The 13,879-nt window shown below is 69.4% G+C and carries 11 protein-coding genes; 1 reads left to right on the top strand and 10 read right to left on the bottom strand.

The features are described 5' to 3' along the window. Nucleotides 1–14 precede the first annotated feature (14 nt). The 9 genes from adhE to ACZ6ZP_RS29035 all read right to left on the bottom strand — a co-directional run bounded on the left by adhE (nucleotide 15) and on the right by ACZ6ZP_RS29035 (nucleotide 10,889). Complete coding sequence (adhE, locus tag ACZ6ZP_RS29075) at nucleotides 15–2,648, bottom strand: bifunctional acetaldehyde-CoA/alcohol dehydrogenase (protein WP_469408932.1); 2,634 nt, start codon at nucleotides 2,646–2,648, stop codon at nucleotides 15–17. Nucleotides 2,649–2,825: 177 nt separating this feature from the next. Then, entirely contained in the window at nucleotides 2,826–3,911 is a 1,086-nt protein-coding gene (locus ACZ6ZP_RS29070; RefSeq protein ID WP_351171330.1) for a S1 family peptidase, read from the bottom strand. Between the two features lie 275 nt (nucleotides 3,912–4,186). After that, nucleotides 4,187–5,113, bottom strand: coding sequence for a slipin family protein (locus tag ACZ6ZP_RS29065; RefSeq protein ID WP_361469926.1), 927 nt, complete (start codon nucleotides 5,111–5,113; stop codon nucleotides 4,187–4,189). Between the two features lie 158 nt (nucleotides 5,114–5,271). Beyond that, nucleotides 5,272–6,171 (bottom strand): S1 family peptidase, encoded by a 900-nt coding sequence (locus ACZ6ZP_RS29060; protein WP_351171324.1) that lies wholly within the window; start codon nucleotides 6,169–6,171, stop codon nucleotides 5,272–5,274. Nucleotides 6,172–6,425: 254 nt separating this feature from the next. Further along, a complete protein-coding gene (locus tag ACZ6ZP_RS29055) occupies nucleotides 6,426–7,256 on the bottom strand; it encodes a DUF1684 domain-containing protein (RefSeq protein ID WP_361469923.1) in 831 nt (276 codons plus the stop codon). 78 nt (nucleotides 7,257–7,334) lie between these two features. Further along, nucleotides 7,335–8,318, bottom strand: coding sequence for an ABC transporter substrate-binding protein (locus ACZ6ZP_RS29050; RefSeq protein WP_361469921.1), 984 nt, complete (start codon nucleotides 8,316–8,318; stop codon nucleotides 7,335–7,337). An 83-nt stretch (nucleotides 8,319–8,401) separates the two neighbouring features. Next, a complete protein-coding gene (locus tag ACZ6ZP_RS29045) occupies nucleotides 8,402–9,163 on the bottom strand; it encodes an amino acid ABC transporter ATP-binding protein (RefSeq protein WP_351171315.1) in 762 nt (253 codons plus the stop codon). Further along, nucleotides 9,160–10,035 carry an amino acid ABC transporter permease gene (locus ACZ6ZP_RS29040; RefSeq protein WP_351171312.1) on the bottom strand — a complete coding sequence of 292 codons (876 nt, stop codon included), beginning with the start codon at nucleotides 10,033–10,035 and terminating at the stop codon, nucleotides 9,160–9,162. The genes ACZ6ZP_RS29045 and ACZ6ZP_RS29040 overlap by 4 nt, the downstream gene beginning before the upstream one ends. Beyond that, the gene (locus ACZ6ZP_RS29035) at nucleotides 10,032–10,889 is read right to left on the bottom strand and encodes an amino acid ABC transporter permease (RefSeq protein ID WP_366464626.1); all 858 of its coding nucleotides are present in this window, start codon (nucleotides 10,887–10,889) and stop codon (nucleotides 10,032–10,034) included. Before ACZ6ZP_RS29035 ends, ACZ6ZP_RS29040 begins: the two co-directional genes overlap by 4 nt. Nucleotides 10,890–11,330: 441 nt before the next feature. Between ACZ6ZP_RS29035 and ACZ6ZP_RS29030 the strand changes: the two genes are divergently transcribed. Then, on the top strand, nucleotides 11,331–12,326 hold the full coding sequence (locus ACZ6ZP_RS29030) for an ABC transporter substrate-binding protein (RefSeq protein WP_361469917.1): 996 nt from the start codon (nucleotides 11,331–11,333) through the stop codon (nucleotides 12,324–12,326). 19 nt (nucleotides 12,327–12,345) lie between these two features. Here the strand turns inward: ACZ6ZP_RS29030 and ACZ6ZP_RS29025 are convergent, their stop codons facing one another. Then, nucleotides 12,346–13,605, bottom strand: a complete 1,260-nt coding sequence (locus ACZ6ZP_RS29025) for a DUF5685 family protein (RefSeq protein WP_351171303.1) — start codon at nucleotides 13,603–13,605, stop codon at nucleotides 12,346–12,348. Nucleotides 13,606–13,879 lie beyond the last annotated feature (274 nt).

The following is a 13,879-nucleotide window of genomic DNA, read 5'->3' as shown; positions in this document are numbered from 1 at the left end:
TCGACTGCGGGCCGTCAGTGGCTGGTCGCGCGGTTCCCCGCGCCCCTACGGGGCTCGCCCCCGTAGTACGCCCGCCTCATCAACTCCCGCATCTCATCGAGCATCGGCATCCGGGGGTTGGCCGGCGCGCACTGGTCCGCGTACGCGTTCATCGCCTGCTCCGGCAGGGCCTCGATGAAGGCGGCCTCGTCGACGCCCTCCTCCTGGAAGGAGGCGGGAAGGCCACACTTCGCGCGCAACTCCTCGACGGCGGAGGCGTAGGACTCCACCCCCTGCTCCGGGGAAGCCGCCGCGAGGCCCAGCATGCGCGCGATCTCCTGGAACCGCTCCGGGGCCCGGTAGACCTCGGCCTTCGGCCAAGGCGTCGCCTTGGCCGACACCGTGCCGTTGTGCCGGATGACGTGCGGCAGGAGCAGCGCGTTGGTGCGGCCGTGCGAGACGTGGAAGGTGTTGCCGAGGGTGTGCGCCATCGCGTGCACCAGGCCCAGGAAGGCGTTGGCGAAGGCCATGCCCGCCACGGTCGAGGCGTTGTGCATCTTCTCGCGCGCCTCGGGGTCGTCGGCCCCGTTCACCACGCACCGCTCCAGGTTCTCGAAGATGAGCTTGATGGCCTGGAGGCAGAGCCCGTCGGTGTAGTCGTTCGCGTACACCGACACGTACGCCTCGGTGGCATGGGTCAGCGCGTCGAAGCCGGAGTCGGCGGTGACCGTCGCGGGCAGCCTCATCGGCAGCACCGGGTCGACGATGGCGACGTTCGGGGTGAGCGCGTAGTCGGCGAGGGGGTACTTCCGCGCGGCCTTCGGGTCGGAGATGACCGCGAAGGGGGTGACCTCAGAACCCGTTCCGGAGGTCGTCGGGACGGCCACCATCCGCGCCTTCTCGCCGAGGCCCGGGAACGTGAAGGCGCGCTTGCGGATGTCGAAGAACTTCTCCTTGGTGTCCGCGAACTCGATCTCCGGGTGTTCGTACATCAGCCACATGATCTTGGCCGCGTCCATCGGCGAGCCGCCGCCGAGCCCGATGATCGTGTCCGGCCGGAACTCCCGCATGCGCGCGGCTCCGGCCCGCACGGTCGCCAGCTCCGGGTTGGGTTCGACGTCGTCGATGACCTGGACGGTGACGGCGTCGGGGCGCGCGGCGAGGATGTCGGTCACCCGGGCGACGAAGCCGAGCTGCGACATCGTCTTGTCCGTCACGATCGAGACGCGCCCGATGCCGTCCATCTCGCCCAGGTACCGCAGGGAGTTGCGCTCGAAGTAGATCTTCGGCGGGACCTTGAACCACTGCATGTTGGTGTTGCGCCGTCCGATCCGCTTGACGTTGATCAGGTTGACCGCGGAGACGTTGTTCGACACCGAGTTGTGCCCGTAGGAGCCGCAGCCGAGGGTGAGCGAGGGCAGGAAGGCGTTGTAGACGTCGCCGATGCCGCCGAAGGTGGAGGGCGCGTTGACGATGACGCGCACCGCCTTGACGCGCCTGCCGAACTCCTCGGCGAGCTCCTCGTCCTCGGTGTGGACGGCGGCGCTGTGCCCGAGGCCGTCGAACTCGACCATCCGGGCGGCCAGTTCGAGGCCCTGCTCGGTGGAGTCGGCCTTCAGGGCGGCGAGGACCGGGGAGAGCTTCTCGCGGGTCAGCGGCTCGGCGTCGCCGACCTCCGCGCACTCGGCGACGATGACCGACGTACCCGAAGGGACCTCGAACCCGGCCTGTTCGGCGATCCACCGCGGTGACCTGCCGACGACGGACGCGTTCAGCTTCGCGCCCGAGCAGTTCGCGCCGAAGGCCGTGGCGCCGAAGACGAACTCCTCCAGCTTGGTCTTCTCGGCCGCCGTGACGACGTACGCGCCGAGCCGTTCGAACTCCGCGATCCCCGCGTCGTAGATCTCCTTGTCGAGGATCACGGCCTGCTCGGACGCGCAGATCATGCCGTGGTCGAAGGCCTTGGAGAGCACGATGTCGTGCACCGCGCGGCGCAGCTTGCCGCTGCGCGTGACATACGCGGGTACGTTGCCCGCGCCGACGCCGAGCGCGGGCTTGCCGCAGGAGTAGGCGGACTTGACCATGGCGTTGCCGCCGGTGGCGAGGATGGTGGAGACGCCGTCGTGGTTCATGAGCAGACCGGTCGCCTCCACCGAGGGCTCTTCGATCCACTGCACGCAGTCCGCGGGGGCGCCGGCCTCGATCGCGGCGTCGCGCACGATGCGGGCGGCCTCGGCGGAGCAGCGCTGGGCGCTGGGGTGGAAGGCGAAGACGATCGGGTTGCGGGTCTTCAGGGCGATGAGGGCCTTGAAGAGGGTCGTCGACGTCGGGTTGGTCACCGGGGTCATGGCGCAGACGACGCCGACCGGTTCGGCGATCTCGGTGATGCCGTTCAGTTCGTCGCGGGAGATGACGCCCGCGGTCTTCAGGCCGCGCATCGAGTTGACGACGTGCTCGCAGGCGAAGAGGTTCTTGACGGCCTTGTCCTCGAAGAGCCCGCGCCCCGTCTCCTCGACGGCCAGCTTCGCCAGTTCCCCGTGCCGGCCCAGTGCGGCGATGGAGGCCTTCTTGACGATGTGGTCGACCTGCTCCTGGTCGTACGACGTGAACCGGCCGAGCGCGGTGAGCGCCCTCTCGACCAGTCCGTCCACCATCTCCTTGGCCGCCATGACAGGGCTCCTTCAGCTGAGACCTTTTCGCTCGTGCCTCCATTGCACACCTGCACACAGCCCCGCAGGGGCCGAGAAAGACCCCTCCGGGCAGGTCGAAGGTCCCCTTGTGAAGGATTTCACAAGGGGACGGGCGAAGGGGCCGGTCCGCCGTGGCGGACCGGCCCCGGGCCTACGTCAGCCGATCTCCGCACCGAAGGCGGAGAGCGCCTCGGGAACCGGCTGGAAGAACGTCTCCCCGCCGGAGCCGCAGTCACCGCTGCCGCCCGAGGTCAGGCCAAGGGCGGTGTCGCCCGCGAAGAGCGCGCCGCCGCTGTCACCGGGCTCGGCGCAGACGTCGGTCTGGATGAGCCCGTTGACGATGTCGCCGTTGCCGTAGTTCACGGTGGCGTCGAGACCGGTGACCGAGCCGTCGTGCAGCTGCGTGGTCGAGCCGCTGCGCTGCACCTTCTGGCCCACGGTCGCGTCGCCGGCCTTGGTGATGGCCTGCGTCGAACCGTTGTAGAGGTTCACCTCGCTCGGGTGCGCGGTGTCGCCGCTGTACTTGACGATGCCGTAGTCGTTGTCCGGGAAGCTGGAGCCCGCGTTCTCACCGATGACCGGTCCGCCCTGCTCCTCGGACCAGCTCGTGATCGACTCGGTGCAGTGGCCCGCGGTCAGGAAGTGCGGCGCACCGTCCTTGACCACGTTGAAACCGAGCGAGCAGCGGCCGCCGCCACCCCAGATGGCGTCGCCACCCGCGATGAAGGGCTTGAACTCCCCCTTGCTGCGCTGGAGTTCGGCCTTGGAGCCGAGCCCCTTCACGACCGCGCCGAGCTTGTCGAGCTGGGCGCCCTTGACCGTGCGGTCCGCCGTGACGACGACCTTGTTGGTGGCCGGGTCGACCGCCCACGAGGTGCCGGGGATGGACGCCTTGTCGGTGAGGGTGGTGCGCGCGCTCTTCAGCTCGGCGAGGGAGTTCTCGACGATTCTCGCCTTGGCGCCCGCCGACTCGACGGCGTCCGCCGCACTCTTGTCGAGGACGTTCACGACGAGGTTCTTGGCCTTGGCGTCGTAGTACGTACCTGCCGCGTCCGGACCGAGGTCCTTGCCGAGGGACGAGGCGAGCTTTCCGGCCTTCGCGACCGAGAGGGTGTCCGGCGTGGGGGTCGGGGCACTCTCACTCGCGTTCGCAGTCTGGAAGGTGATTCCGGCGGCGATCAGTGCGGTGATGCCCGCACCTGCCACGGCTGCACGTCGCTTGGATATGCGTCGGTGCTTCAAGTCACGTCCTCCTGTGGGGGGTCGGCCCGTTCGGTGTGGGGACCTGGGGACCGGAAGGCGTACCGGCACGGAGTCGCACACGCTGCGAAAGCCGCGTCCATGCCAAAGGGTGCGGCCCACTATCCCGATCCCGCCTGGTAGCACACAAGGTCTACTTCAGGACGCGCACGCGACAATCACCGTGCGCCCCACATGTCTTCACCGGCGCCGGTCTCACCACGTCGGTTCCCGCTGCAAACACCGCGTGCGAGCGGGTGATCGGCAGCGGGTAAGGACTAGTCCTGTCCGGTTCTCGACGCTCCTGGCGCGTCCGGCACTCCGGCTTCCGAATCCGCCGTACCGAAATCCGGCAGCTCGACGGCGGGCGGCCCGGACCCGGCCGCGGGTGACTCGGACACGGCGGCCGGTGACTCGGACACGGCGGCGGGCGGCTGCGGCTGCGCCTGCTGGGCCCGCTCCAGGAAGCGCAACAGCTCCACGGGGAAGGGCAGGACGAGGGTGGAGTTCTTCTCGGCGGCGACCGCCACCACCGTCTGAAGCAGCCGCAGCTGGAGCGCGGCCGGCTCGTCCGCCATCTCGTGCGCGGCCTCGGCCAGCTTCTTGGAAGCCTGCAGCTCGGCGTCCGCGTTGATCACGCGGGCCCGCCGCTCGCGGTCGGCCTCGGCCTGCCGGGCCATCGAGCGTTTCATCGTCTCCGGGAGCGACACGTCCTTGATCTCCACCCGGTCGATCTGCACGCCCCACCCGACCGCGGGAGAGTCGATCATCAACTCCAGGCCCTGGTTGAGTTTTTCGCGGTTGGAGAGCAGATCGTCCAGGTCGCTCTTGCCGATGATCGAACGCAGCGACGTCTGCGCCATCTGCGAGACCGCGAAACGGTAGTCCTCCACCTGGACGACGGCCTCGGAGGCGTCGATCACCTTGAAGTAGATGACCGCGTCCACCCGCACCGTGACGTTGTCCCGGGTGATGCCGTCCTGCGCCGGGACCGGCATCGTCACGATCTGCATGTTCACCTTGCGGAGCCGGTCCACGAACGGCACGATCATCGTGAACCCGGGCCCCCGCACCGAGCGCTGGAGCCGCCCGAGCCGGAGCACCACGCCCCGCTCGTACTGTTTGATGACACGCGCCGCAGCCATCACATAGACCGCTCCGACAGCCCCGACGGCCACTCCCGCCGTCACCAGCTCCTCGACCATGCCGGCCCCCCAGGGTCCGAATTGGGCGTGTTGGGCGTGCACTTCGAAGGTAGCGCCGCACGGCGCGCAAAGGGAGACGGGAGACAGGGGAGAGCCCCCGCCCGGACTCCGGGCGGGGGCTCTCCTGCTGCTGGCTGCAGACTGGTCCGTTACCCGGATCAGTAGACGCTCACGCCGTACGCGCTCAGCGCCTCGGTGACCGGCTGGAAGAAGGTCGTGCCGCCCGAGGAGCAGTTTCCGCTGCCGCCCGAGGTGAGACCCAGCGCCTTGGTCCCCGCGTAGAGCGGGCCGCCGCTGTCGCCGGGCTCGGCGCAGACCGTGGTCTTGATCATGCCGTAGACGATGTCACCGCCGCCGTAGTTGACGGTCGCGTTCAGGCCGGTGACCCTGCCGCTGTGGGTACCGGTGGTCGAGCCACGCCGCGTGACGTTCTGACCCACGGTGGCGTTGCCCGCGCTGGTGATGTCCTGGCTGCCGACCGTGCCGGACTTGGTGATCGACGAGTTGGAGTACTTGACGATGCCGTAGTCGTTGGTCGGGAAGCTCGATCCCGTCGTGGACCCGAGGACCGTGGTCTTCGCCGAGTTGGCCCACCAGGTGCCCGCACCGTCGGTGCAGTGACCGGCGGTGAGGAAGTAGTAGGTGCTGCCGCTGCGGACGTTGAAGCCGAGCGAGCAGCGCCAGCTGGACGCGTAGATCGCGTCGCCGCCGGAGATCAGCTTGCTGAACTTGCCGGGAGTGCGCTCGACCTTGAGGGCGTCCGCGTTGCTGCCCGCCGCCTTCTTGATCTTGGCGATCTCGGCCTTGGAGACGGTGCTGTCGGCGGTGACGACCAGACGGTTCGTCGCCTTGTCGACGCTCCATGCGGTGCCTGCGACATCCGCGTCGAGCACCGCGTCGCTCGCCTTGGTGAGCTGCGCCGAGCTGAAGGTGGTGACGTCATTGGCGTTCGCAGCGGGGACGGCGAGCGCGCCGACGGCCACAAGTCCGGTGGCCACGGCGAGCAGACGAGTGTGTCTCGCTATGCCGCTGCGGGGGGTGGTGCGCTTGATCCTCACTTGTTGTTCCTCCCGGGGGGAAGTCAGTGGGCCGCGTGGGTTGGGGCCCGTGAGGCGCAGCCAATGAGCAAGAGGCAGGCCGGATTCCGGATACGCCGTGCTCCTGACAAGCGCTGCTCGGGAGTATTCGGGCCGGGGACACCGCGCACAAGGGCGCCTTTCGGCCGTCAGCCGGATACGGCGACCGGCCCCGGCGGCTGTCGTACCTGTCGTACGCCGCCGGGGCTTGGGTCATCGGCTCTGCTTCTGACGTGTCAGCTGCCGATGAGGTTCCGCTCCCCCGCGGCGATCTCGGCGCCGAGGGTGTTGCCCGGAGGCGGGAAGGGGCAGATGAAGTGGTCGGCGAAGGCGCACGGCGGAAGCAGCGCCCGGTTGAAGTCCACCGTCGTGCGCCCCTCGGCGTCCGGCGCGGCGGGCCGCAGGAAGCGGAACCGGTAGCTGGACACCCCGCTGGTCGCGTCGGCGAACACCGCCCAGAGCGACCCGTCGCCCTCCACCGACACCTGGAGCGTGTGGTCCTTTCCGGCCAGGCTGAAGGCCAGCTCACCCCCGAGGCCGAGCCCCCGCTCCACCCCGTCCGCGTTGCCGACCCGCACGGTGCGCACCCCGTCGGTGGTGCTCTCGGCGGCGTACGGAGTGAAGCGCCCCTCCACCGCCCAGCGCGCGTCGTACTCGGTGGCCTCGATGCCCCGGAAGGCGCGGCGCGTGGCGGACTCCGGGTCGAAGTCGCGTACCGCCCAGAGCCCTTCGCGCCGCAGCACGACCAGGCGGCGGTCGCCGTGCCCGACGCGGGCCGCGGCGACCGGGCCGGGGTCGGCGCCGAGCCGGGCCTCTCCGTCGAAGAGCTGCCCGTCGAGGGTGAGCCCGTCACCGGCTTCCGCGGTCAGGACGATCTCGTCGCCCGCCTCGGTCCAGCGCCCGGGGATGTCCGGAAGCGACCCGTCCGGGTAGTCCGCGAGCCAGTGCGTGCCCGTGAGGGAGAGCGGGCCGTAGGGCGCGGACACCGTCTCCGTCCGCTGCTCGTGCCAGTGCTTCCAGTCGCGGGAAGCGTCCGTCGTGCCGTCCGTCGATGCGTCCGTCGTCATGTGCCAACCCTTTCATACCGGTATGTGCCGCATGCGGTGTCCCCTTGCGGCTTTCCGCTGACGCTTGCTGACGCTCCCCTACGGCTTGGGCAGCCCCTTGGGGTTGATCTGCGACTCCTTCACGGCCTCGCTCGTCAGGTCCCAGCGCCCCAGGACCTTGGCGTAACTGCCGTCCTTGATCACGTGGTTGAGCGCGGCGGCGTACGCGTCGACGAGCCCGCTGTCCTTCTTCGTGGTGGCGGCGATCTCGCCCTGGATGCTGGGGCCGCCGCCCGAGAGCGTCCCGATGATCTTCGTCTGTCCGGACGACGCGACGTGATAGGCGGCCGACGGGTTCGGCCCGAGGTAGGCGTCGATGCGTCCCGACTGGAGGGCGAGGTAGTAGTCGGAGTCCTTCTGGAAGTACTTGATGTCCACCGGCTCGCGGCCGGCCTTCTCGTTCCGCTCGCTCCAGTCGACGAGGATCTTCTCCTGGTTGGTGCCGGAGGAGACCGCGATCGACTTGCCCGCCACGTCCGCGGGCTTCTTCGCCGTCCACTTCGCGTCCTTGCGGGCCTCGAAGGCGATGTTGTCGTGGCGGTAGGTCGCGAAGTCGTACTTCTCCTTGCGCTCCTCGGTCACCGTGACGTTCGAGAAGACGCCGTCGAACTTCCCGCTGTCCAGGCCGACGAAGAGGTTCTCCCAGGAGACCTGCTCGAACTTCGGCTTGAGGCCGAGCGTGTCGGCGACCAGGCTCGCGATGTCGACCTCGGAGCCGATGCGCGTCTTGTCGTCGGTGGCGTAGAAGCCGAGCGGCGCGACCGAGTCGGCGCTGCCGCCGAGCCGCAGCGTGCCGCGCTCGCGCACCTTCGCGGGCAGGAGCTTCGCGATCGCCTCGACCTTCTTGCCGCGTACGCGGTTCTGGTCGGGCCCGATGTTGATGCCGCCGACCTTCTTGGTGCCGGGCTCGCCGCCGCCGGTCGCGGCGTCGCTGTCCCCGCCGCAGGCGCTCAGCAGGGGCGCGATGGCCAGGGCGGCGACGGAGACGGAGACGGTGCGTCGGCGGGTACGTCGGGAAAGCATGCGGGAGCTCCTGGAGAACTGGAGGGGACTGGACGGGAACGGACGGGAACGGACGGGAATGGTCGGGACGGGATGAGAGAGGGCTAGAGGACCTTGGAGAGGAACGCGCGGGTGCGGTCGTGCCGCGGCCGGTCGAGTACGTCGCCGGGCGCGCCCTGCTCGACGATGAGCCCCTCGTCCATGAAGACGACCGTGTCGGCCACCTCGCGCGCGAAGCCGATCTCATGGGTGACGACGATCATCGTGGTGCCCTGGCTCGCCAAGTCCTTGATGACGTCGAGGACTTCACCGACCAGCTCGGGGTCGAGCGCCGACGTCGGCTCGTCGAAGAGCAGCAGCTTCGGCTCCAGGGCGAGCGCGCGGGCGATGGCCACGCGCTGCTGCTGACCGCCGGAGAGCTGCTTGGGGTAGGCGTCCGCCTTGTCGGCGAGCCCGACCCGGGCGAGCAGGGCCCCGGCCTGGGCGACGGCTTCCTTGCGCGGGCGCTTGAGGGCCGAGATGGGCGCCTCGACGACGTTCTCCAGGACGGTCAGGTGCGGGAAGAGATGGAAGTTCTGGAAGACGAAGCCGATCTGGGTGCGCTGCTTGAGCACCTCGCGTTCGCGCAGCTCGTACAGCTTGTCGCCGGAGCGCCGGTAGCCGACGAGCGCGCCGTCGACGCTGATCCAGCCCTTGTCCACCTTCTCCAGGTGGTTGATGGCACGCAGGAGCGTGGACTTGCCGGACCCGGAGGGCCCGAGGATGACGGTGACCTCGCCCTTGCGCACCTCCAGATCAAGGCCCCGCAGGACCTCCAGGGGTCCGAAGGACTTGTGTACGGCGCGGAGTTCGACCATCGCGCTCATCGCGATGCCCCCTTAGAGAAGTGACGTTCGACGTAGTGCTGGAGGACGGAGAGGGCGCTGGTGAGCAGGACGTACCAGGCGGTGGCGACCATCAGGAGCGGCACGACGCGGCCGTTGCGGCCGTAGATGACCTGCACCTGGTAGAAGAGCTCGCCGATCGCCATCACGGAGACGATCGATGTGCCCTTGAAGAGGGAGATGATCTCGTTGGCCGCGTTGGGCAGGATCGAGCGCATCGCCTGCGGCAGGACGATGCGGCGGATCTGCCGCAGCCGGGGGATGCCGAGCGCCGCCGCGGCCTCCAACTGGCCGCTGTCGACGCTCAGTACGCCCGCGCGCACGATCTCGGCGGCGTACGCGGCCTGGTGCAGGGCGAGCCCGAGGACCGCCGCGCTCATCGCGCCGACGAGCCCCATCGTGTCGAAGGTGAGGAAGCCGGGCCCGAACGGGATGCCGAACTGCAACTCCTTGTAGAGATAGGCGAGATTGAACCAGAACAGCAGCTGCACGATGAGCGGGATCGAGCGGAACGCCCAGATGTAGGCGAAGGCGACCGCCCGCAGGAAGGGGCTCGCCGAGAGCCGCATGAAGGCGATCACGACACCGAGCGCGAAGCCGAGCGCCGTGCCGTAGAAGGTGAGCTGGAGGGTGACCCAGACCGCCTTGAGGATCACGTCGGCGGTGAAGAACTCGGCGAACACCTCCCATTCCCAGCCGGAGTTGGTGGCCAGGCCGTGCGCGAACTGGGCCACGAGGACGGCCGTCGCGACGACGGCGGCCCAGCGCCAGGGATGGCGCACCGGGACGACCTTCAGCGCGCCGAAGTCGTCCTTGGCGATGTCACTGGCCGGCTTGCGCTCCGTCACGCTCATCGGGTGCGCTCCGAACCGCGCGCGTAGTGCCGCTCCACGTAGTACTGGCCGACACTGAGCAGCGAGGTGATCACGACATACCAGATGGTGGCGACCAGGAGCAGCGGGATGACCTGGTAGGTGCGGTGGTAGACGAGCTGCACGGAGTAGAGGAGGTCCTGCACCGCGATCACGCTGACGATCGACGTGCCCTTGAGCGTGCCGATCAGCATGTTCCCGGCGGGCGGCACGATGGAGCGCATGGCCTGCGGCAGGACGATCCGCCGCCATCTGCGCCACCGGCTGAGGCCGAGCGCCTGCGCGGCCTCGATCTGCCCGCGGTCGACGGAGAGGATGCCGCCGCGCACCACCTCGGCGGCGTACGCGGCCTCGTGCAGGGTGAGCCCGATGACGGCGATGGTGATGGGCCCGAGGAGGTTCACCGTCTTCACGCCGAAGAGGTACGGGTACAGCGCCCCGATGTTGAACCAGAACAGCAGCTGCACCAGGATCGGCATCGACCTGAAGAGCCAGACGTAGCCCCAACTGACCGCGCGCAGCACGGGGTTGGACGAGAGCCGCCCCAGGGCGAGCACCGCGCCGAGCGCGAAGCCGAGCACCATGACGACGGCGGTCAGCCAGAGCGTGAGCCACAGGCCGCGCAGCACGGACGCGGAGGTGAAGTAGTCGCCGACCACGTCCCACTGGAACGCGTCGTTGCGGACGACGGAGTTGACGGCGATGGCGAGGAGAGCCAGGACCGCCGCGGCGGCCACCCACTGCCCGGCGCGGCGCTGCGGCACGATGCGCGGGACATCGGGGGGCGGGTCCTGGGGAGGGGCGGGTGCGGCTTTGGCGAGCGTGTCGGAAGACATGGCGAAGGCTCCGTGGATACGGGTGGTGCCTTCACACGGACCGAGCCCCTCAGCAACGATCCGCCTTGAGAGTACGGGGCGCTTTCGGCCCGCTGTCAAGGCTGTCCAGGATATGAGCGTTACGTCTCACGGCAGTTGACGCGGAAACGGATGCCTGCTCCACTTGCCCCATGCATCCGCAGCAGTGGCTGGTCACGCGCTCCCACATCGACTTCGGTCGAGTGTGGTCGGCGTCGTGTTCGACGACTCTCTGAGCCGCCCCCCTGCGCGTTGAGCCCTTCTTCTCCCGGGTCTCTCCCGCCTTGCATCTCCCGTGCGCCCGCGCGCCGTTGACCTCGCCTTCACACGCGTACTCCGCCATCGCACCGCTCTGCGCGACGGCACCCCTCCCTCGTACGTCCGCTTCGCCCTGCCCTGCTGCCTGATGGAGAACGTCACGCCATGAGCACGTACCCGCATTCCCGCCGCGCCCCGCACTCCCGCAGCGTGTCGCACTCCCGTCGCATCCCGGCGGCCTTCGCCCTGATCACCGCCGCCACCCTGACGCTCACCGCCTGCGGCTCCGGCGGCTCCGCCGACACCACGGGCGGCGCGGCGCCCGCGGGCAAGAGCGACAAGATCCCCACCCAGGACGTGGTCTCCTCCGTCGAGAAGAACGCGGCGGCAGCCGAACTCCTGCCGGCGGACGTACGCGAGCGGGGCACCCTCGCTCTCGCGACCGCCGTCGGCGGCAGCCCACCCGGCAACACCTATCTGGAGGACGGGAAGACGATCGTCGGCCAGGACGCCGACTTCGCGGAAGCCGTCGCCAAGGCGCTGGGCCTGAAGCTGAAGCGCGAGGCGGCGAGCTTCGAGGCGATCCTGCCGGCGCTGGACAGCGGTAAGTACGACCTGGGCACCGGAAACTTCGGCGTGACCGAGGAGCGGCGCAAGACCATCGACTTCGTCACGTACATCAACGACGGCCAGGGCTTCGCCGTCCGCGAGGACAGCGAGCTGAAGAAGGTCACCGACTTCCGGCAGCTGTGCGGCCTGAACGTGGCGACCGGCGCGGGCACCACCTTCGAGGTCACCCTGGAGGACAACAAGCACGTGTGCGAGGACGCGGGCAAGAAGCCGTACAGCGTCAAGACGTACGCCGAGCAGGGCGCGATCTGGGGCTCGCTCCAGCAGGGCCGCACCGATGTGGTGATGTCGACCATCAACGGTCTGCGCTACGCGGTCGACCACCAGGAGGGCCTGAAGTTCCTCGGCGAGTACCACCGTCTCGACGTCGGCTTCGCCTTCAAGAAGGGCACGAAGCTGGCGCCCGCCTTCCGGGCGGCGGTGAACCACCTGATCGAGGACGGGACGTACGACCGCATCCTGAAGAAGTGGGGCACCCGGGACTCGGCGATCGACGAGTCCCGGATCTCACCCCCGGAGATCAAGGACTGACGGACGCTCAGGGCGGACCCTAGAGCCCGCAGTCGCAGCACTGGCAGCACTCGCAACAGCCGCAGCACCCGCTGTCGCCGCAGTTGTTGCAGCAGCCCTCGCGCTTCTTGCGGGACCAGGGGCCCTCGTACGAATCGGCGCAGCACAGCTTGCAGGTGCAGCAGAGCCCGATGGCGACCGCGCACCCCGCCCAGAACCCCCGCTTGCCCGGCTTCGGCGGCGGCTGCGGCTCGAACCCGGGCCCGCCGCCCCCAGGCCCACCGGGACCGCCGGGCACCCCGCCTCCGTACGGATTGCCACCTCCGTACGGGGACTGCGGGCCGTACGGACCGCTGGAGGGAGGTCCGTACGGCCCGCCCTGCTCCGGGGGCGGTCCGAAGGTGCCGCCCTGATGAGCCGTCACCTCGTGGGTGTGCCCGCAGGCGTCGGTACCGAAGGCGCGGTCCACCGAGCGCCCCAGCTCGTGCGCGAGCAGCATGTGAGCGAGCTTGCCGTCGGTGAATTCGACCTCGCGCAGCGCGAGGCGGATGCCGTGCAGCGCGTCGTCGGCCAGGCGCCGGGCCTCGGCGAGGCCGGTGCCCGTGGCCGTCAGCGGGTTCCAGGCACCCGACGCGGCGTCAGCTTCCTTGTCCTCCACGGCATCCAGGAGATGCGCGAGCCTGCCGAAAAGCCGCCCGGCCTCGGCGAGCGGCTCGGCGTTGCCGGGCCTGCCCGCGATGACGGCGGTGTGCGCGAAGGCCGCGGCGGTCGCGGTCTCGGTCGGCTCGGTGACCGCGAGCAGGGGCGTGCCGGGGCCCGCCAAGCCCTCGATGCCGACCTGCCGTTCGACGGCGTCGAGCAGGACCGCCGTGTCGAAGCCCACATCGGCGCCGGTGCGCGCGCCCGCCCGGTCCCAGCTCCGTGCGACCTTCCGGGCGGCGGCCGCCACCGGCCTGCGCGCCAAGAAGCCGTCCCCGTCGACCACGTGGTCGCGCACCTTCGCCGACGCGAGCACCAGCGAGACGGCGGCGGCGAGCCGCGCCCCCTCGCCCTGCGCGACGGACGCGGTGCGCATGCCGCGCAGCGGACAGGGCCCCGCGGTGCGCCGCCGGCCGGGCGACTTGGCGGCCTGAGCCTCCGTCAGAACCGAGATGATCAGGCCGTCGTAGTTGGTCACGACCCGGGCGAACTGCCCGTGATCACCGCGCAGCGCGAGGCAGAGGCCGCACAGGTGCGCCATCCACTGCGCCTTCAGCCCCTCGCCCAGACGATGGGTGCAGGGCCTGACGATTCCGAACATGCGACTCCCCCGTGAGCCTGTTTTCGATCAACTGGGGCATCGTATCGAGGGGTCCGTTCACCCGGACGCACCGGTCGTCACCCATACGCCGTGAAGAATCATATTTCACTCACTGTCAGCAGCCGTACACAGCAGGACCCTTGGAGAACCACGTGAAACACCGTGTTGACTCTGCACCAGTACCGTCACGAAAACCCCGCGCGGCGACTATCCACTTGGCGCACTATCCGCATCATGGACGAACATGGGGATGCGGAACGCAGAAAGCCCGCTG

The sequence above is a fragment of the Streptomyces sp. NPDC054047 genome (assembly GCF_055585065.1).
Note: the sequence above shows the minus strand (reverse complement) of the source record. Positions and strands in the feature narration are given on the sequence as shown.

Coding starts and splice junctions, on each gene's coding strand:
- ACZ6ZP_RS29040 (WP_351171312.1), bottom strand. CDS start 10,035: ATGAGCGTGACGGAGCGCAAGCCGGCCAGTGACATCGCCAAGGACGAC.
- ACZ6ZP_RS29030 (WP_361469917.1), top strand. CDS start 11,331: ATGAGCACGTACCCGCATTCCCGCCGCGCCCCGCACTCCCGCAGCGTG.
- ACZ6ZP_RS29050 (WP_361469921.1), bottom strand. CDS start 8,318: ATGCTTTCCCGACGTACCCGCCGACGCACCGTCTCCGTCTCCGTCGCC.
- ACZ6ZP_RS29035 (WP_366464626.1), bottom strand. CDS start 10,889: ATGTCTTCCGACACGCTCGCCAAAGCCGCACCCGCCCCTCCCCAGGAC.
- ACZ6ZP_RS29065 (WP_361469926.1), bottom strand. CDS start 5,113: ATGGTCGAGGAGCTGGTGACGGCGGGAGTGGCCGTCGGGGCTGTCGGA.
- ACZ6ZP_RS29045 (WP_351171315.1), bottom strand. CDS start 9,163: ATGAGCGCGATGGTCGAACTCCGCGCCGTACACAAGTCCTTCGGACCC.
- ACZ6ZP_RS29025 (WP_351171303.1), bottom strand. CDS start 13,605: ATGTTCGGAATCGTCAGGCCCTGCACCCATCGTCTGGGCGAGGGGCTG.
- adhE (WP_469408932.1), bottom strand. CDS start 2,648: ATGGCGGCCAAGGAGATGGTGGACGGACTGGTCGAGAGGGCGCTCACC.
- ACZ6ZP_RS29055 (WP_361469923.1), bottom strand. CDS start 7,256: ATGACGACGGACGCATCGACGGACGGCACGACGGACGCTTCCCGCGAC.